This is a genomic window from Cellulomonas xylanilytica (genome assembly GCF_007989805.1).
In the GTDB taxonomy this organism is placed as follows: Bacteria; Actinomycetota; Actinomycetes; order Actinomycetales; family Cellulomonadaceae; genus Cellulomonas; species Cellulomonas xylanilytica.
This window is the reverse complement of record NZ_BJUB01000005.1, coordinates 119,214-137,649: the sequence shown is the minus strand read 5'-3', so window position 1 is coordinate 137,649 and position 18,436 is coordinate 119,214. Positions and strand designations below refer to the sequence as shown.

The window sequence follows — 18,436 nt, the reverse complement described above, 5'->3', positions numbered from 1 at the left end:
AGCTTGAGCTGCATCATTCCCCCTTGTGTGCAGCGGCCTTCCAGTTCGCGTACGACCGCCAGCGTCGGCGGCGCCCGACGGGCAGTGCATGGGCGTCCTCGATCGCGGTGGTCCGAGAACGGAACGCCGACGGGCGACGGGCGTGCAGCCCCTTCAGGGGCAGGCGAGTCGCGGTCAGCTCGTGCCAGAACGTCGTCACCAGGACGCCGATCGGGCGTTCGTGCGTCGTCTTGTCGACGATCCACTGCGACAGGCGCAGTGAGATCAGAACCGTCAGGGCGACAGAAAGCAGCGTGAACCCGATGCCGGTCTTCACGAGGAAGGCGAGCCCGACCAGCACGACCACTGGGGTGACCGCGATCATCCGGTAGCGCAACCGTCCGATGTAGTACCCCGGCGGACCGAGGTACGTCTGGTCGACGTCGTAGATCTCGTCGTCGTCCGGCAACCGCATGGTCAGCCCGCGTGCACCAGGCCGACGAGCCATTGCCCGACGTCGTCGGACGAGCCCGACACGACCATCGCCAGGAACGCGATCCCGACCAGGCTGACGCCGATCTTGGTCACGGCCTTAGAGATGTTGCCGGCGTTGCCGGCCCACAGAACACCGATCGCGATGACGATCAGGATGAGCGGAACGATGTTGTCCTGGATCCACTGAGCGATGCCGCCGGTACCGAGCATGGTCTTGCCCCCTGTCTCTGGTCGTACAACGTGCAACACGTTACACGACAGGTCTGGTTGTCGCTAGAACGTTGCTGCCGGTGTGTGAGTGATGGTGTGGCCGCTCGCTCGCGGCTTCGGTTCACAACCGCACTGGCTGAGCCGAGCTGGCGGTGTCCCACGCGGGGCTATCTACGCCGTGCCCTTCACGGGCGCGACGATGCGCGCTTCCTTCTCATCCAGTGTCGGCATTGCAACCGATTGCTGGCGGACGACGCGCCGAGAACCCGCGCCTTAAGAGCGAACTTCTCGGCTACGCCTCAGCGTGCTGCGCGAGGTAGGCGCGTGCCTGCTCGGCGCTGTCGAAGCTGGCGCGGGCGGTGCGGTCGATGTAGGCGACCATGCTCTTGGAGAGGCCGACGTCGGCGGCGACGGAACCGAGGGATGCGCCCGGCGTTGCCAGCATCGCCAGGATCTCAGCGTCGCGGGTTGCACGAGCTTCCCGCTCCCGCTCAGTGGCGTCCTTCTGACGGGCGATCGCCTTGCGAGCGCGGTCGCGGTGCACGTCGTACTGCAAGCGGCTTCCGTCAACCATGAATCGACCCTACCCGTAGACGTGCAACACGTTGCACGTGGTCGGCGACCCCCGGCCCAGGCGACGCGCCATCCGCACTCAATTTCCGGCCGCGCGAACCTCGGACACTCCGTCGCGCATGTCGAGCTCGGCATTGCACCTCCGGTCACCTGCGTCCGCCACGTAGGCGGGAGATGTGCGCCCGCATCACGCCAGACGCGCGTTGCCCTCCTTTACGTGAGCGTTCTAGCGGCGAGCGAATTGCAAATCTTCTGGCGCATATCCCAGTAGCGGCCCAATGATAGCCGTACTGACGCCGTCGCTCACGCGAGAAATCAAGCCAACGTCTCGAATGAATCCGAGCGACCGCAGATAGCCATGCGGATCGTCCCACTCCGGGCTCGGGGCTCCAGCCTCTAGCACTCGAACAGAAACCTCACAGCGGCCATCCGAAATCGCGTAACAACTGGCCATGGTGCGCGACCAGGGTCCGGCGTCAGCATCGGCTCCGGCAAGCACAATGATCAAGGAATCGCTTGAGTCGGATTGATCGGCGATGATTTCGGCGGCAGCGAGCTCAGAGACAATAGATGATACTACGCCGCGTTCCTGAGTAATCCTGTTCTGTAATTCAACCTCATCCACGGAAACCTTGACCGGCGGCAATCCCTTGTTGAACGCGCGACCTCGTTGCTCGATACGCTCGACGGCCCTTCGCAGCGGGTGCGCGAATTTGCGAGCAACACCACCGCTGCCGGTAGTTTGCACGATCGACTCTTCTGGCTCCAAAGCGCCCAGGGCCCTCAATCGCAATTCGAGCAGAGGGTCAAACAGCGATGCGCTCTCACCGCGCCAATTAACCAGTTCCGAGTCGCGACTGATGTTGCCTGACACGAGGAGTTCAATCGACGACTCTGGCCATCCGGACGTGTCCACTATATATCGGAGCGGATCAAGCAACCCAAGTGCGGAGGCATCCTCGGCGTCTATGTATCGTCGGAAAATAGAGAAGCAATCAGCCGTCTGCTGATACATGTGTACTAACGCCGCAATGTCCGGAACGGGAACGAACGAGCGATCAAGCTCCAGCAGACCAAGCAATGCGCGGTAGCGTCCGTAGCGGCTGCGGTTCGGGGGCAGTTCTGCGAACCCACGCAGGGTGACGTGGCCAGCTCGGGTGGACCCGAGCCGATCGGCAATCCGAGCTCGCGCTGCATCTCGGTGCTCCGGACTTTCGAATATCGCCGTGATCGTCACTGGGTGTCCATCCGCGGCAATGTCGATGCCGAGCCCAGATACTTGTGAGAGCGACGGAGATGCTTCCGCGGCAACATCGAACTCATCCATCGCGTTGCGATGGTTTGCGAGCGAACCCGGACCGAGCGATATCGCCGCTGACTTGAAAGGCTCGAGAGGAGGTCGGACAAACGCCTCAAATGCCGATGAGGCAAATCGAGGTATTGGCCGTACCTCGAAAGTTCGCTCTATTTCACCAATTAGAGCGGCGTGGGCGAAGGCGTTTGGGATGATTGCGCACATGATGGATAAGTGCTCGTTCGCTGCCGTGTATACCAATTTCAGATCGACCAAGCGCTCAATCGCAGCGACTGGATCGCCGCGGAACCCAGCACGGACCGCGGCGTATCGAACAACCTCGCTGGTTTCCGAGAACTCGCCGCGTTTCCCGCTGGGTTCCGCTACTTCAAGTAGCGCCCAGAGAATTCCAAGTTCGTTTCGAGTTAAGGAAAGCAGGCTGCCGAGGTCTTCGCCCAAGTCTGCAAGCGGCACCTGGCGGACAATCGACGGGATGGTGCGGGGAATCCAGCCATCGATACGGTTTGAAGAAGTTATCCACGACCGTAGAGAGGCAAGCATGGTGGCGGAGACGTTTGCTCGGTCACTTGCTGTGAGTAGAGAACCCCAGACATATTGGCGACGGCGTTCGTGAAACCACTCATCGCCGTCGGCGCGGGCTACGAAAACGCCGGTGGCCACCAGCCGTTTCCGGAGGATGGACATTTCCAACTGCTCGAGGCCTAGGTATGTGCCAAGAAATTCCTCGCTTGGCGGGTCCGTGAAACCGGACAATTTTGTCACGATCAGTTGGAGCCCGGGCTCCAATGCTTGCCAAGACCCGCGCAATAGTGACTCAAATCGCACGGGCGGCTGGATCTCCGAGAGCGAAACACCTGCTCTGACCAGTCGGATTGCGTCATCGATAAAGAGCGGATAGCCGCTCGATGCGTGAACGATTGCATCCCATGACGATTGGGGAATATCTTCAGCCGCAAGCCATTCGTAGACGCTCCGACGGTTCAGTGAGCCAATCTGGTGGCAGTACGCGTCCCTGGCCTCAGTTACCCGTACGATCTCCAAACCTTCCACGGTGCTGGAATTCACGCACACGACGACGAGCACAGGTGCGCCATCTAGAGACGTGGTGAGCTCGGCGAGCAGGCTGCGGTCATCGACCGCGAGCCGCTCACCCCCATCGAGCAGAAGCACCAATCGTCGACCGGTGTGCTGAGCGATCTCGCTGGCGATGTGGGAGAGATCCGCGGCCGTGTCGGGCGCGACCAGAGCCTCCAGTCTCTCTTCGTAACTTGCGCTTGCGGGCCGGAGAACCTCGCCCAGAACTCCCTTGACCACTCCCGCCGCGTCCTTGCCGATCTTCGACTCTAGGAACTCAAACGCCCGCGAGACGAGGAGCCGCCCAGCTTGCCGGCCAGTGGCGTCGGCCAACTGGACCGCTGTTGCCTTGATCGTGGTCCAGATCGCCTGAGCGGCGTCGGGATCGAGGATCGTGTACTGATGCAAGCAGTCCCCGATCGCCTCTGCCAGCGCGCCCTGGAGGGAGCCGCGGACGGATCGAAGAGTGCTTGGCGCGGCCACGAGATCGTCCTCGTTCCACCCCTCAGCGAGACTGGCTAGAAAGCGCGTCTTTCCGATCCCGGAGTCGCCAGCAACGACCACGACTCCGTTGTGCCGCGACCGAACCGCAGCTGTATCGATCTCTCGACCGTAGAGATGCATTGACACGAGGCCAGTGTGCCCCGCAAGAGCGATCAGGTACGCGACTTTGGTGTCCCTCTGACCCGGTATCTGAACGATCCCGGCGCGGTCCATCGATCGCAGGCAGCTGCGAGCAGTGTCGTGAGAACTTTCCTTACTGACTCAAGCGCGCGGCTCCGCCGCGCGGGTCGGCCTCCAGGGCGGGGCCCCGCGCTCCGCTCGCAAGCTCGCTGCGCGCACCCCACCCCTCCAGCCGACCACCGGACGTGACGAAGGCGGCCCCGAGTCGTTCGCGGAGCCGCCTGCTTTCACCGAATGCTTGCACAGTCCTGACGCCCGGCCCCGCACCGATCGCCGAGCATCCGGCCGTCTCCGCCCCGCGTCAAGGGCGCCTACGGCGTCACTACGTGATGGCTACACCACCCCTGACACGGGCCTACGACGGCCTCTTGTGCTCCGCTATCGGTTCAGCGCCTTGAAGTGTTCACGCCTCGTGAAGCGCGCACCCCCCGCGCACCCCGCAGAGCGAATGCACCCGCTCGGGATGCACCCAGTGCACCCGAAACACTCGCGGCGCCAACCTCTGCAGGGTCGGGAATCTATTCGCAATGAGAAGGTCAGGGGTTCGAATCCCCTCAGCTCCACCCGCACACGAAGGCGGCCCCCGGTTCGGGAGGCCGCCTTCGTCGTCCCTGCACCGCTCAGCTGAACAAGGCCCGGTAGTGGTCCGACAGCGCCGGGTAGTAGTCGTCGAAGTCGAGCGCGGCGACGTCGCCGCCGGTCTCCGCCGCGACGAGCCGGTCCAGGTAGTAGTCCCAGCCCGGCCCGACACCCGTCGCCATCTCGGCGTCCGGCACGGACTGGCTGAACGTGAGGGTGGTGGTGCCGGCGTCCTCGGTGAGCTCGAGCACGAAGTGCCAGGCGTTCTGCTCGCCGACCACCTGTGACGTCAGCGAGACGCGGCGGGGCGGGTCGCACTCGTGGATCGTGAAGGTCTCGGGCTTGGCGTCGTCGCCCTCGGCGTTCATGCGGAAGAGGACCGACCCGGAGGCCGGGTCCCCGGTCCAGGTGCCGATCCAGCGTTCGAGCCGGTCGGACTCGGTGACCGCCGCCCACACGGACTCGATGGGCGCCCGGAAGACGCGGTCCATCACGACGCTGTCGTGGCCGTCGCGGGTCTCTCGGCGGCCGGTGGCGCTCGGGGTCATGCTGTCTCCTCCATCGGGTCGGACGTCGGTTCTCGGTGGTCACGGACCGTGCGGCGGACCTCGAGGTCGAGGCCGTCGAGTGCGGACTCGTCGAAGCGCGGTCGGGGTCCGAGGTCGCGGAGCAGGTCGCGCACCGGGTCCAGCCCGCTCGGGACCAGCGCGTAGTGGCGCTCACGTCCGTGCGTCTCGGCGCGGACCAGGCCGGCGTCGACGAGCACGCGCAGGTGCTTGCTCACGGCCGGCCGGCTGATCGGGTGCATCGCTGCGAGGTCGACGACGCGGGCCCCGCCGCGTGCCAGCGTCCGCAGGAGGTCACGCCGCACGGGGTCAGCGAGTCCGGCGAACGGGTCCATGGCTTATTGGTAACTGTATGGTTACCAATCTGTCAAGACGAGGGCGGTCTCCCGGAGAGGAGACCGCCCTCGTGGTGTGCTGTGGGGCTCAGAGGATGCTGCGGCGACGGCTGCGGCTGCCGGAGACGGCGGCCACACCGATCGCGGCGAGCACGACCTGGAACAGGAGCTCGATCCAGTCGACACCGGCCGTGTCCTGGACGCCGACCAGGCTGGCCAGGTACGTGCCGATGAGGGCGGCGACGATGCCGATGACGATCGTCAGCAGCAGCGAGATGCGCTGACGGCCGCGCACGAGCAGACGGCCGAGGATGCCGATCACGGCGCCGATGATGATGGCGGAGATGATGCCTTCGGGTGTCATGAGTGGAACTCCTTGACTTCGAGGGGTTCGTCCGGGTACGACGGGACTTCGAGGGGTTTGTCCGGGTACGACGGACGAATCTAGGGGGGATCCGTCGGATCCGCGCGCTGAGCGCGGTGGCAAGATGTCACCGTGCCCCCAGCCGTGCCCGCCAGCGGACCAGCCGACGACACCGGGCGAAGCGTCTGGTCGCGCGCACTGAGCTGGGTCGACCCGCTGGTCGTCATGATCCTGTCGGCCCTCCTCCTGGGGTTGCTCCTGCCGGCCAGCGGAGTGGTCGCGGACGTCCTCGACGTGGTCCGCACGGCCGCGATCGTGCTCCTGTTCTTCCTCTACGGCGCGCGCATGGCGACCGGCGAGGTGTGGGCCGGGCTGCGCAGCTGGCGGCTGCAGGGTTCGATGCTGGCCGCCACCTACGCGGCCTTCCCGGTGCTCGGGCTGCTGGTGCAGCTGCTGCCGGACACCCTCGTCTCGCCCGAGCTCAAGACCGGTCTGCTGTACCTGTCGCTGCTGCCTTCGACGGTGCAGTCGTCCGTGGTGTTCACCTCCATCGCCCGCGGCAACGTCGCCGGCGCGATCACGGGCGCGACGATCTCGAACGTCGTCGGGATCGTCCTGACGCCGCTGCTCGTCGGCGTCCTGATGGTGCGGACCTCGGGCGAGACGGGCGGGAACCTGTGGGGCATCCTGCTCCAGCTGCTGCTGCCGTTCGCGGCGGGGCAGCTGGTGCAGCGCTGGACCGGTCCCTGGCTGCGGGCACGCCCGCACCTGACGCGGGTGACCGACCGGAGCGCGATCGTGCTCGTCGCGTACACGTCCGTGAGCGAGGCGACCGTGTCCGGGGCGTGGTCCCACGTCACGTGGGTCGCCCTCGTCGTCCTCGCGGTGGTGTGCGCGGTGATGCTGGCGACGATGCTCTTCCTCACCTGGAGCGGCGGCGGGTGGCTCGGGCTCCCGCGCGACGACCGCGTCGCGCTCCTCATGTGCGGCTCGAAGAAGAGCCTGGCGACGGGCCTGCCGATGGCGGCCGTGCTGTTCGCGCCGGCGCTCGCCGCCAGTGTGGCGCTGCCCGTGATCGTCTTCCACCAGCTGCAGCTGGCGGTGTGCGCGGTGCTCGCGCGACGGCTCGCGGCCCAGGTCGAGTAGCGTCTGCCCGGAACGATTCGACCCTCTGCCCCCGAGGACCCCACCGTGGCCGACGCCATCGCCGTCATCCCGCAGCCTGCTCACGTCGAGACGACCGGCGACGCACCCTTCGTCCTCACGGAGACGACCACCGTGGTCGTCGACGGCAGGCCGGACCTGATCGGCATCGCGGTGCTCGCGGCCGACCTGCTGGGCCGGGTCGGTGGCCGGGCGGTCGAGGTGCGGTACTCGGAGAACACGGCGAGCAGCGAGTCCACCGCCCTCGGCGTCGTCCGCCTCCGGCTGGTCCAGTCGCTGCCGGCCGGCGACGAGGCCTACCGGCTGACCGCACGCAGCGGCCGCATCGACCTCGAAGCCCGCACCCCCGCGGGACTCGTGCGGGCGATCGTGACGCTGCGCCAGCTGATCGCTGCCGGGCCCGGCGGGAGCCTGCAGGTGCCCGCCGTCCGCATCGAGGACGCGCCCCGGTACGCGTGGCGAGGACTGTCCGTCGACGTCGCCCGCCACTTCCTGCCCGTGCGCGACCTCAAGGTCGTCATCGGTCTCATGGCGCACTACAAGCTCAACGTGCTGCACCTGCACCTGACCGACGACCAGGGCTGGCGGCTGCACCTGCGGTCCCGACCGCTGCTGACCCGGCTGTCGAGCAGCACGTCGGTCGACGGGGACCCCGGCGGCTACTACTCGGCGGACGACTACGCCGACCTCGTGGCGTACGGGGCGGTCCGCGGCGTGCGCATCGTGCCCGAGATCGACGTCCCCGGTCACGTGAACGCGGCGACGCACGCGTACGGGGACCTCAACCCGACCGGGGAGCCGACCGAGACGTACACCGGGATCGAGGTCGGCTTCAGCCGGCTGCACGCCGACCTGCCCGCGACGCGCCCGTTCCTCACGGACGTGTTCACCGAGGTCGCGGCCATGACCCCCGGCGAGTACGTGCACATCGGGGGCGACGAGGTGCTCACCATGGAGGCCGCCGAGTACGCCACCCTGGTCGCCGCCGCGTCCGCCGCGGTCCGTGCCGCCGGGAAGAAGGTGGTCGGCTGGCAGGAGATCGCCCACACGCCGCTGGAGCCCGGGACGGTCGTGCAGTACTGGGACACCCGCGTCGACCCGGCGCCGTTCGTGGCAGCCGCCCAGGCCGGGGCGCTGCTGCTCATGTCTCCGGGATCGAAGGCCTACCTCGACATGAAGTACGACGCGACCACCGAGCTCGGCCTGGAGTGGGCCGGTCACATCGAGCTGCGCGACGCCTACGACTGGGAGCCGTCGACCCTCGTCGAGGGCGTGCCCGCCGAGTCCGTGATCGGTGTCGAGGCCGCCGTCTGGACCGAGACCCTGCGCGACCTGCCGGCGCTCACGCAGATGCTGCTGCCGCGGCTCGCCGCGATCGCCGAGGTCGCCTGGTCCGCGCCCGAGCGACGCGACTGGGACGACTTCCGCGCCCGGGTCGGCCGGCAGGCCGCGTTCTGGGACCGCCTCGGGCTGTCCTGGTACGCGAGCCCGCAGGTGGACTGGACGCGCTGAGCCGTCAGGCCGTCAGACCCACGTCTGCAGCCACATGTGCGCGTGCCAGAAGTCGTACGGCACGATCCACGCGGACCAGAGCGGGTAGAAGAACGCGCTGACGCCCACGATGAGCGCGACGAGGACCCCGGAGCCGACGATCGCCCAGCGGCGCTCCCGCGGGTCCAGGTCCTTCGGTCCGACCACCAGGCCGATGACGTACACCAGCGTGAGCACGACCCAGGGCGCGAACACGATCGAGTAGAACGTGAAGATCGTGCGGTGCTCGTACGCGAACCAGGGCAGCCAGCCGGCGACGAGGCCCGACAGCACGGCCCCCGCCCGCCAGTCGCGGTACCGGAACAGCCAGACGACAGCGACGATGATCGCCGCCGCAGCGCACCACCACAGCACCGGGTTGCCCAGCGCCACGACGGCCTGCGAGCAGCTGGCCGCGCCGCACGCGTCCTGCGCCGCCTGCCCGGTCAGGCCGGACACCTCGGTCGGGTAGAAGAACGACGTCGGCCGCCACTGCACGATCCACCCGAGCGGGTGCGCGGAGTACGAGTGCGGGGTCTCCAGCCCGTTGTGGAACGCCCACATGTCCTGGTGGTACTTCCAGAACGACCGCAGCGCCGGGGGCAGCCACTGGACGCCCTGGTCGGGGTTCTGCTCCGCCCAGAGGCGGCCGTAGGACTCCTTGTGCGCGAACCAGGACCACCACGAGCCGACGTACACGACGAGCGCGATGCCGACCATCGAGATCCCCGCGACGACGCCGTCCTTGAGGATCCCCGCGCGCCACCAGTGCGTCACACCGACGCTCCGGCGGGCCGTCAGGTCCCACGCCACGCTGAGCAGCCCGAACACCGCGAGGAAGTACATCGCGGACCACTTGGTGCCCAGCGCCAGGCCCAGCAGCACCGCGGCCGCGAGCCGCCACCAGCGGACCCCCAGCCGGGGCCCGTCGCGCAGGTCCTCGCCCGCGTCGATCCGTTGCGCCGTCCGCTCGGCCAGCCGCCGTCGGGCCTGGTCGCGGTCGAGCAGGAGAGCGCCGAACGCGGCCAGCACGAAGAACATGAGGAACGGGTCCAGGAGGCTGATCCGCGACATCACGATCGCCTCGCCGTCGACCGCGAGCAGCAGCCCCGCCAGCGTGCCCAGCGCCGTGGAGGCGAACAGCCGCCGGCCGATGCGCGCGATCATCAGGACCGCCAGGATCCCGCAGACCGCCGCCGCGGCACGCCACGCCGCCGAGCTGCCGACACCGCCGCCGAACTGGATCCCCAGGGCGATCAGCCACTTGCCCACCTGCGGGTGCACCACGTACGAGCCGACGTCCGTCAGGCCGCTGGTGTCGCCCGCCTCGAACGCCGGGTTCGGGTCCTCGCCCCAGGTAGCCTCGAAGCCGTTGACGAGCAGCGAGTACGCGTCCTTGACGTAGTACGTCTCGTCGAACACCAGCGTGTGCGGGCGGCCCAGGTCCCAGAGCCGCAGCACCGCGGCCAGCACCGTGACCGCGAGCGGCCACACCCAGCCCATGACCCGGTCGCGCCTGGTGGCGTCGAGGCGCAGCGTGTCGTCGCCCAGCAGCCGGCGCAGCAGCCGGCCGCGCGTGGACTCCTCGGGTCCCTCGAGCTCGCGCGGCTCGTCGAGGGTCAGCACCGTGCCTTCGCGGGCCGCCTCCGTCTCGGCCGGCGCCGTCCCGCCCACCGCAGAGCTGCCGACGACCGCCGCCGCGACCGCGGTCTCGCCGACCGGGGTCGGCTCGGGGGCGGTGGGCTCGGCCGCCGGCTCGATCTCGTCGACGGTCCTCGGCTCCTCGACGATGCCGGTCGCGTCCGCCGTGCTGACCCGGTTGGTCTCGTCGGCCTCGGTGGGCTCGTGGGCGGCATGGGTGGGCTCGGTCCCGTCGACGGCTGCCGGCTCGTCGATCGGGTCGACCGCTGCCGGATCCCCGGGAGAGTCGGTCGGGTCGAGCGGGCGGGTCTCGTCCACCGCCGAGTGGCGGTCGGAGGTGCCGGATCCGTCGCGAGGCCGCGGCTCGGCGACCGGTGCCTGCTCGTCGGTTGGTTCGGTGGCGGCCGTCTCGCCGAGCACGTCCGCCCCGTCGGGCGTCTGCGCCGCCGGGGTCGTGCCGGCCTCGTCGGGACTCAGGGAGGGGGCGGGGCCCTCCTGACGTCCGGTCAGGGTCGAGGCGTCGTCGTCTCCGGTGGGCGGCACGCGGTCATCGTAGGGGCGGGGCCTGTGCTGCGGGAGGGGGTTCCGGGAGGTGGCAGGCTGACCCGCGTGACCCCTGTGAGCCCCGCTGAGCAGACCCCGGGCCGTCTCGTGCTGGCCGCCACGCCGATCGGCAACGCCGAGGACGCGTCGGCGCACCTGCGCCGGCTGCTCGCGGAGGCGGACGTCGTCGCGGCGGAGGACACCCGCCGGCTGCGGGCGCTCGCGGTGCGGCTCGGCGTCGAGATCGGTGGGCGGGTGCTCAGCTTCCACGAGCACAACGAGGTCGAGCGCTCGGCGGAGGTGCTCGCGGTCGTGGCGGGCGGTGGGACGGTGGTCGTCGTGACGGATGCCGGGATGCCGGCCGTGTCGGACCCGGGGTTCCGGGTGGTGGGCGCCGCTGTCGCCGCCGGTCTGCCCGTGACGGCCGCCCCGGGGCCGAGCGCCGTGCTGACGGCACTCGCGCTGTCCGGGCTGCCGACCGATCGCTTCTGCTTCGAGGGGTTCCCGCCGCGCAAGCCGGGCGAGCGCGCCCGGGCGTTCGAGCTGCTCGCCGACGAGCGCCGCACGATGGTGTTCTTCGAGGCGCCGCACCGGCTGGACGACACCCTGGCGGCGATGGCCGTCGCGTTCGGGGCGGACCGGCCGGCCGCGGTCTGCCGGGAGCTGACCAAGACGTACGAGGAGATCGTCCGGGCGCCACTTGCGGAGCTGGTGGCGTGGGCGTCGGCGGACCAGGTGCGCGGCGAGATCGTCGTCGTGGTCGGCGGGGCGGTGAAGGCGGTGGAGCTCTCGACCGCGGACCTCGTCGCCGAGGTGCTGTCCCGCACGGACACCGGCGACCGCCTGAAGGACGCGGTCGCGGAGGTGGCTGCGGCGGCGGGCGTCCCGAAGCGCGACCTGTACGCGGCAGCCCTGGCGGCCAAGCCCCGCTGACCACAGCGAGCGCGCGACGCCGACCAAGCCCTCGCAGAGGACGACCACGCGCACGAGTGGCCCACCGAGCCCTGACGGACGTGTCGCAGGCGGTGAACCCCAGCGAGCGCCAGGTCGCCGAACCCGACATGGAGGACGTTCTGAGGGCCTTCGCGGCAACGATGTCGGGTTCGGCGGCCGCCGTCAGTAGAAGACCGCGTCGCGGGGGCCGACGGGGTGGCGGAACGTCCACCAGACCCACGCCTGCGCCGCGAGCAGCACCGGGACGCAGCCGAGCAGCACGAGCTCGAGGGTCGACGCGGGGGAGGCCACAGGAGCCAGCGCGATGGCGACGGCGACCACGGGCAGCGCGCCGCCGACGACGACCGCGGCGAGCCCGCGGTGCAGCCGACCGTCCGCGAGCGCCGGTCGCGCCACGAGGGCGGAGCCGGAGCCGGCGAGGACGACGAGCGGCGGCAGGACGGCGTCGACCGGGCCGTCGGCGGGGACGAGCACGACGTACGCGATGGCCGACGCGGCCAGCAGCCCCGCCGACCAGGGCAGCGCGCGACCGGCGAGCCGTGCGGCCCTCTCGCGCAGGACGCCGGACGTCCGGGTGGCGACGAACGTGGTGCCCAGGACGCGGGTGACGGCGACCGCGGACAGCGCGGTCAGCACCGGCACGACCACGCGCGCGGTCAGCGACGGCTGCGGCGGGAGCCACACGAGCGCGGTCCCGAGCAGGGCGCCCGCGGACAGGGGGAGCCCCACGGAGGCGGCGACGATCACGCGCTCCCACCCGGCCCGCCAGCGGACCCCGGGCCGCCGGCTGCGCAGCCAGACGCCGGCGTCGCGGAGCACCCAGGTGACGAGGAGCGCGATGACCAGCGGGTACCCGACGAGCAGGAGGTCGCGCTCGAGGTCGTGGAAGCCGGCGAGCAGGATGCCGGCCGCGGCGACCAGCCAGACCTCGCCCGCCAGCAGGAACGGGCCGAGGGCGGTGAGCACGGTCCGGCGCTCGCCGGGGGTCCGTCCGACCTGGCGCAGCGTGGCGCCGAGGCCCTGGTTCATGCCGTCGAGCACGGCCCAGCCGGCGAGCGCGCCGACCAGCAGCAGGCTCCAGATCATCGGGACACCTCGGCGAAGGTCAGGGGCTCGTCGGCCTCGCGGGCCTGCGACGGGGGCGCGCCGAGCACGGGCGACCCCGGCCCGAGACGGGCGAGCCGCCCGAGCAGCACCCAGTCGACGACCGCCAGGGTGGCGATGAGGCCGACGAGCACGACGAGCGAGACGAGGACGGTCGTGGCGCTGTGCGCGGAGGTGGCGTCGGACGTCCGCAGCACGCCGACGAGGACCCACGGCTGCCGGCCGATCTCGCGGGTCAGCCAGCCGAGGATCGCCAGCACGAACGGGACGGGCAGCACCGCGGTGAGGAACCCGTAGACCGCCCGTCGGAACGGCAGCCGGAACAGCGCCCCGCCGATCATCAGCGCGAGCATGGGGATCGCGCCGAGGAACAGTGCGAAGCCGCCCAGGATCATGAACCCGAGGGCGACCCCGACCACGGGGTGCTGCCCGGCCTCGGCGCCCTGCGTGACGTACGAGAACTGGGAGAACCCGAACCCGACCGCCAGGAGCGCACCGACGGCCCCGACGACGACGCCGGTGCGCAGCGAGCGCCGGAACAGCTCGTCGAACGCCGTCTCCCGGCGAAGGTGCCACGCGCTGACGCCGATGACGACGAACGCCCCGGCCAGCAGGCACGCACCGAGGACGTGCCCGAGGGACAGGACGGCCGCAGGGTTGAGCACCAGCGCGGCGGGGTCGGTGATGTGCGCGACGCCGTCGACCAGCTCGTAGCCGACGGGGTTGCGCAGGAACCCGTTGGCGACCATGACCGCGAGCGCGGACGCGTACCCGGTGAGCACGACGAGCCAGAACACGACCGTGTGCACCCACCGGTTGAGCTGGTGCCATCCGAACACCCACAGGCCGAGCAGCGTCGACTCCAGGAAGAACGCGACCATCGTCTCGACGGCGAGCGGCGCGCCGAACACCTCGCCGGCCACGTCGAGCAGGCCGGGGAAGTGCAGCCCGAACTGGAGCTCCAGCAGGATGCCCGCGACGATGCCGAGCGCGTAGTTCACGAGGTAGAGCTGCCCCCAGAACCGGGTGGCGCGCTCGTGCACCTCACGACGGGTGACCGCCCACCGGGTCTGGAAGATCGCGACCACGGGTCCGAGGCCCAGGGTCACGAGGACGAACAGGAAGTGGAAGCCCGCGAGCAGCGCGAACTGCGTGCGGGCGGCGTCGACGGCGCTCACGAGGGTGACGCTAGGCCCGCGGAAGGCTGATGAAACCGGGTCCCAGGGGAAGATCCGGGACGGTTCCGGGTGGTCCCCGAGCCTGCTCCCGCTGCCGCTCAGGGTGGTCACCGAGTGCGGTGCCCGGACGGCCGTGCTGGGGTGGTCGCATGGCGTCGAGATCCTCGGGACGACGGGCCGTCGCGGCCTGCGCGCTCGTCGTCGCGCTCGCGGCCTGCACCCCGGCGACCCCGGTCGCGACGGGAACGACGGACACGACGGGCAGCGCGAGCGCCCCGACCGTCGCGGTCTCCGAGAATGACGAGGTCGTCGGTGGCCTCGACGTCCCCTGGGGGCTCGCGTTCCTCCCGGACGGCGACGCGGTCGTCACGTTGCGGAACGCGGCCGCTCTCGTGCTCGTCGCACCGGACGGCACCAGGACGGACGTGACCGGACCGGGTGCCGACGAGCTCGCGGACCTCGTCGTCCCCGCCGGTGAGGGCGGTCTGCTCGGGGTCGCAATCCTCGGTGCAGACGGGCCGGCCGTCGATCTGGCGCTGTACGCGACCGTGGCCGACGACAACCGGGTCCTGCGCGGCACGCTCGACGGGTCGGTCCTGGGGGACCTGGACCCGATCCTCACCGGCATCGCGAAGGCGGGGAACCACGACGGTGGGCGGCTCGCCGTCGGCCCGGACGACTTCCTCTACGTCGCCACCGGTGACGCGGGCGACCCGCCGTCGGCGCAGGACCCGGACAGCCTCAGCGGCAAGATCCTGCGCATCACCGCCGACGGCGACCCCGCCCCGGGCAACCCGGACGAGGGCTCGCCGGTGTGGAGCCTCGGGCACCGCAACGTGCAGGGGATCGGCTGGGCGCCGGACGGCCGGATGTTCGCCTCGGAGTTCGGCCAGAACACGTGGGACGAGCTCAACCTCATCGAGCCGGGCGGGAACTACGGGTGGCCGGAGGTCGAGGGGCTGTCGGACGGCGCTGCGGACGGGTTCTCGGAACCTCTAGCCGTCTGGGCGACCACGGACGCGTCGCCGAGCGGCCTGGCCGTCACCGACGACGCGGTGTACCTGGCGGGGCTGCGCGGCGAGCGGCTGTGGCGGGTGCCGCTGACGCAGGTCGGCGTCGGCACCCCGCAGGCGCTGCTGGAGGGCGAGCACGGCAGGCTGCGCGCGGTCGAGCCCGCGCCCGACGGGTCGCTCTGGGTGGTCACGGGGAACACCGACGGGCGGGGCGACGTGCGCGACGGGGACGACCGGATCCTGCGGGTGGTCGTCGACTGAGCGTCCCCACGCGCTCACCTAGGATCGGCGCATGTCCCGCATCCTCTCGGCCGTCGCGTGGCCCTACGCGAACGGTCCCCGCCACATCGGTCACGTCGCCGGCTTCGGTGTCCCGTCGGACATCTTCAGCCGCTACATGCGGATGGCGGGCAACGAGGTGCTCATGGTCTCGGGCACCGACGAGCACGGGACCCCGATCCTGGTGCTGGCCGAGCAGGAGGGCGTGGGCCCGCAGGAGCTGGCGGACCGCTACAACCGCGTGATCGTCGAGGACCTGACCAACCTGGGCCTGTCGTACGACCTGTTCACGCGCACGACGACGCGCAACCACTACGCCGTGGTGCAGGAGATGTTCCGCACGGTGCACAAGAACGGCTACATGATCGAGCAGTCGACCATGGGCGCCATCTCGCCGAGCACGGGACGCACCCTGCCGGACCGGTACGTCGAGGGCACGTGCCCCATCTGCGGCTACGACGGCGCGCGCGGCGACCAGTGCGACAACTGCGGCAACCAGCTGGACGCCATCGACCTGATCAACCCGCACAGCCGGATCAACGGCGAGACGCCGAAGTTCGTCGAGTCGAACCACTTCTTCCTGGACCTGCCCGCGTTCGCGAGCGCCCTGGAGGCGTGGCTGCGCACCCGCACGGACTGGCGCCCGAACGTCCTGAACTTCTCGCTCAACCTCGTCGACGACATGCGGCCCCGTGCGATGACGCGGGACATCGACTGGGGCATCCCGGTGCCCCTGGAGGGCTGGGAGGACAACCCGAACAAGCGCCTCTACGTGTGGTTCGACGCGGTCATCGGGTACCTGTCCGCGTCGATCGAGTGGGCGCGCCGCACGGGCGACCCGGACGCGTGGCGCCCGTTCTGGAACGACCCCGAGGCCCTGAGCTACTACTTCATGGGCAAGGACAACATCACGTTCCACTCGCAGATCTGGCCGGCCGAGCTGCTGGCCTACGACGGCCGTGGCACGAAGGGCGGCTCGCCGGGCACGTTCGGCACGCTGAACCTGCCCACCGAGGTGGTGTCCAGCGAGTTCCTCACCATGGAGGGCAAGCAGTTCAGCTCGTCGCGTGGCGTGGTCATCTACGTGCGGGACGTGCTGTCCCGCTACCAGCCCGACGCGCTGCGGTACTTCCTGTCCACCGCCGGGCCGGAGAACCAGGACTCGGACTTCACGTGGGCGGACTTCAAGACGCGCACCAACTCCGAGCTGGTGGCGGGCTGGGGCAACCTGGTCAACCGCACGGCGAGCCTGATCCACAAGAACTTCGGCGAGATCCCGGCACCGGGCGAGCTGCAGCCGGTGGACCAGGGTCTGCTCGCGACGACGTCGGCGGGCTTCGGAACGGTCGGCGGCCTGCTCGAGGGGCACCGCAACCGCGCCGCGATCAGCGAGGCGATGCGGGTCGTCCAGGAGGCCAACCGGTACATCTCCGAGACGGAGCCGTGGAAGCTGACGCAGGACCGTGACCGGCTGGGCACGGTGCTGCACACGGCCGCCCAGGCCGTCAGTGACGCCAACACGCTGCTCGCGCCGTTCCTGCCGCACTCGGCGCAGCAGGTGCACGAGACGTTCGGCCGCACGGGGACGTTCTCGCCGCTGCCGCGCATCGACGAGGTCACCGACCTCGACGACGACTCGCGCCACTACCCGATCATCACGGGCGACTACGAGCTGGGACGCACGGTCGCCCCGTGGCGGTCGGAGCCGCTGGTGACGGGCACGCCCGTCGCCAAGCCGGTCCCGGTGTTCACCAAGCTCGACGACTCGATCGTCGAGGAGGAGCTCGAGCGGCTGCGCCAGGCGTGATGGCGCGGTCGAAGGGCGAGCGGGGCTGGCCCGCACCGCCCGAGCCCCTGCCGGTCGCGGTGGTCGACAACCACACCCACCTCGACACCGTGGTGACGTGGGAGGCGGAGGGCTGGGACCCGACCCTCGACGACCACCTGGCCCGCGCGGCGGCGGTCGGCGTGACCCGCATGGTGCAGGTGGGCTGCGACCTCGACGCGATCGCGTGGACCGACGTGGCCGTGCGGACGCACGACGCCCTGCTCGGCGCGGTCGCCATCCACCCGAACGAGGCCGTCCGCCACGCCGGCGTGCGCGAGACGGCCCCCGACGGGCTCGACCCGGAGCCCGTGCACGACGTGTCGCTGGCCGACGCCATCGCCCGGGTCGAGGCGGTGGCCCGTGCCAACCCCCGCGTCCGCGCCATCGGCGAGACCGGCCTGGACCACTTCCGCGCGGGACCCCGGGGCCGCGCGGTCCAGCGCGAGGCGTTCCGCACGCACGTCGCCCTGGCCAAGGAGCTCGGCCTGGCGCTGCAGATCCACGACCGCGACGCCCACGACGAGGTCGTGGAGGTGCTGCTCGCGGACGGGGCGCCGGACCGCACGGTCTTCCACTGCTTCTCCGGCGACGCCGAGCTGGCGCGGCTCGCGGTGTCCCACGGCTGGTACCTCTCGTTCGCCGGGCCGGTCTCGTTCGGCGCCAACGACGCCCTGCGGGAGGCGCTGCGGGAGGTCCCGCCCAGCCTGCTGCTCGTCGAGACGGACGCGCCGTACCTGACCGTGCACCCGTTCCGGGGCCGGCCGAACGCCCCCTACCTGCTGCCGGGCACGGTCCGGACGGTCGCCGACGTGACGGGACGCCCGCTGGTGGACGTCTGCACCGCGCTCGCGGCCACCTCCGAGGCGGTCTACGGGTCGTGGTGACGGGAATGACCCGGTCTGTCGCCGGACGGTCGGGTGATGTCGGTCCCGGAGGGCGGACCTCGGGTTACCGCGTCGGTCACGGATCGGTTACGGTCGGACCTGCGTCCAGCAGGGGCGCGGCTGTACCAGCCCCGCTGAGAGGAC

The 18,436-nt window shown here is 70.2% G+C and carries 16 protein-coding genes; 6 read left to right on the top strand and 10 right to left on the bottom strand.

Features of this window, described 5'->3' with window-relative positions:
• Positions 1-13: 13 nt before the first annotated feature.
• The 7 genes from CXY01_RS09435 to CXY01_RS09405 form a co-directional block, all read right to left on the bottom strand.
• Positions 14-487: a hypothetical protein gene (locus CXY01_RS09435; RefSeq protein WP_146927172.1), complete on the bottom strand. Its 474-nt coding sequence runs from the start codon at positions 485-487 to the stop codon at positions 14-16.
• Positions 457-684 carry a hypothetical protein gene (locus tag CXY01_RS09430; protein WP_146927171.1) on the bottom strand — a complete coding sequence of 76 codons (228 nt, stop codon included), beginning with the start codon at positions 682-684 and terminating at the stop codon, positions 457-459. The genes CXY01_RS09435 and CXY01_RS09430 overlap by 31 nt, the downstream gene beginning before the upstream one ends.
• 292 nt (positions 685-976) lie before the next feature.
• A complete protein-coding gene (locus tag CXY01_RS09425) occupies positions 977-1,258 on the bottom strand; it encodes a hypothetical protein (RefSeq protein WP_146927170.1) in 282 nt (93 codons plus the stop codon).
• 225 nt (positions 1,259-1,483) lie between these two features.
• A complete protein-coding gene (locus tag CXY01_RS09420; RefSeq protein WP_246125217.1) occupies positions 1,484-4,270 on the bottom strand; it encodes an ATP-binding protein in 2,787 nt (928 codons plus the stop codon).
• 680 nt (positions 4,271-4,950) lie between these two features.
• Positions 4,951-5,457 carry an SRPBCC family protein gene (locus CXY01_RS09415; RefSeq protein ID WP_146927168.1) on the bottom strand — a complete coding sequence of 169 codons (507 nt, stop codon included), beginning with the start codon at positions 5,455-5,457 and terminating at the stop codon, positions 4,951-4,953.
• Entirely contained in the window at positions 5,454-5,810 is a 357-nt protein-coding gene (locus tag CXY01_RS09410; RefSeq protein ID WP_146927167.1) for an ArsR/SmtB family transcription factor, read from the bottom strand. Before CXY01_RS09410 ends, CXY01_RS09415 begins: the two co-directional genes overlap by 4 nt.
• An 88-nt stretch (positions 5,811-5,898) precedes the next feature.
• Positions 5,899-6,174, bottom strand: a complete 276-nt coding sequence (locus tag CXY01_RS09405; RefSeq protein ID WP_146927166.1) for a GlsB/YeaQ/YmgE family stress response membrane protein — start codon at positions 6,172-6,174, stop codon at positions 5,899-5,901.
• A 132-nt stretch (positions 6,175-6,306) separates the two neighbouring features.
• Here CXY01_RS09405 and CXY01_RS09400 point away from each other — a divergent pair, with 132 nt between their 5' ends.
• Complete coding sequence (locus CXY01_RS09400; protein WP_307724388.1) at positions 6,307-7,320, top strand: bile acid:sodium symporter family protein; 1,014 nt, start codon at positions 6,307-6,309, stop codon at positions 7,318-7,320.
• A gap of 45 nt (positions 7,321-7,365) precedes the next feature.
• Positions 7,366-8,850, top strand: coding sequence for a beta-N-acetylhexosaminidase (locus CXY01_RS09395; protein WP_146927165.1), 1,485 nt, complete (start codon positions 7,366-7,368; stop codon positions 8,848-8,850).
• Positions 8,851-8,862: 12 nt separating this feature from the next.
• On the opposite strand, the gene CXY01_RS09390 is transcribed toward CXY01_RS09395, so the two are convergent.
• Positions 8,863-11,052, bottom strand: coding sequence for a dolichyl-phosphate-mannose--protein mannosyltransferase (locus CXY01_RS09390; protein WP_246125201.1), 2,190 nt, complete (start codon positions 11,050-11,052; stop codon positions 8,863-8,865).
• 66 nt (positions 11,053-11,118) lie between these two features.
• Between CXY01_RS09390 and rsmI the strand changes: the two genes are divergently transcribed.
• The gene (rsmI, locus tag CXY01_RS09385) at positions 11,119-11,985 is read left to right on the top strand and encodes a 16S rRNA (cytidine(1402)-2'-O)-methyltransferase (protein WP_246125200.1); all 867 of its coding nucleotides are present in this window, start codon (positions 11,119-11,121) and stop codon (positions 11,983-11,985) included.
• Positions 11,986-12,168: 183 nt separating this feature from the next.
• On the opposite strand, the gene CXY01_RS09380 is transcribed toward rsmI, so the two are convergent.
• On the bottom strand, positions 12,169-13,092 hold the full coding sequence (locus CXY01_RS09380; protein WP_146927164.1) for a cytochrome d ubiquinol oxidase subunit II: 924 nt from the start codon (positions 13,090-13,092) through the stop codon (positions 12,169-12,171).
• A complete protein-coding gene (locus tag CXY01_RS09375; RefSeq protein WP_146927163.1) occupies positions 13,089-14,288 on the bottom strand; it encodes a cytochrome ubiquinol oxidase subunit I in 1,200 nt (399 codons plus the stop codon). The genes CXY01_RS09380 and CXY01_RS09375 overlap by 4 nt, the downstream gene beginning before the upstream one ends.
• Before the next feature lie 149 nt (positions 14,289-14,437).
• Here CXY01_RS09375 and CXY01_RS09370 point away from each other — a divergent pair, with 149 nt between their 5' ends.
• Genes CXY01_RS09370 through CXY01_RS09360 form a run of 3 tightly spaced genes read left to right on the top strand, consistent with a single transcriptional unit; the run spans position 14,438 to position 18,292 of the window.
• A complete protein-coding gene (locus CXY01_RS09370; protein WP_146927162.1) occupies positions 14,438-15,562 on the top strand; it encodes a PQQ-dependent sugar dehydrogenase in 1,125 nt (374 codons plus the stop codon).
• A gap of 31 nt (positions 15,563-15,593) precedes the next feature.
• Positions 15,594-17,387, top strand: a complete 1,794-nt coding sequence (gene metG / locus CXY01_RS09365) for a methionine--tRNA ligase (protein ID WP_146927161.1) — start codon at positions 15,594-15,596, stop codon at positions 17,385-17,387.
• Positions 17,387-18,292 (top strand): TatD family hydrolase, encoded by a 906-nt coding sequence (locus CXY01_RS09360; RefSeq protein ID WP_146927160.1) that lies wholly within the window; start codon positions 17,387-17,389, stop codon positions 18,290-18,292. Before metG ends, CXY01_RS09360 begins: the two co-directional genes overlap by 1 nt.
• Positions 18,293-18,436 lie beyond the last annotated feature (144 nt).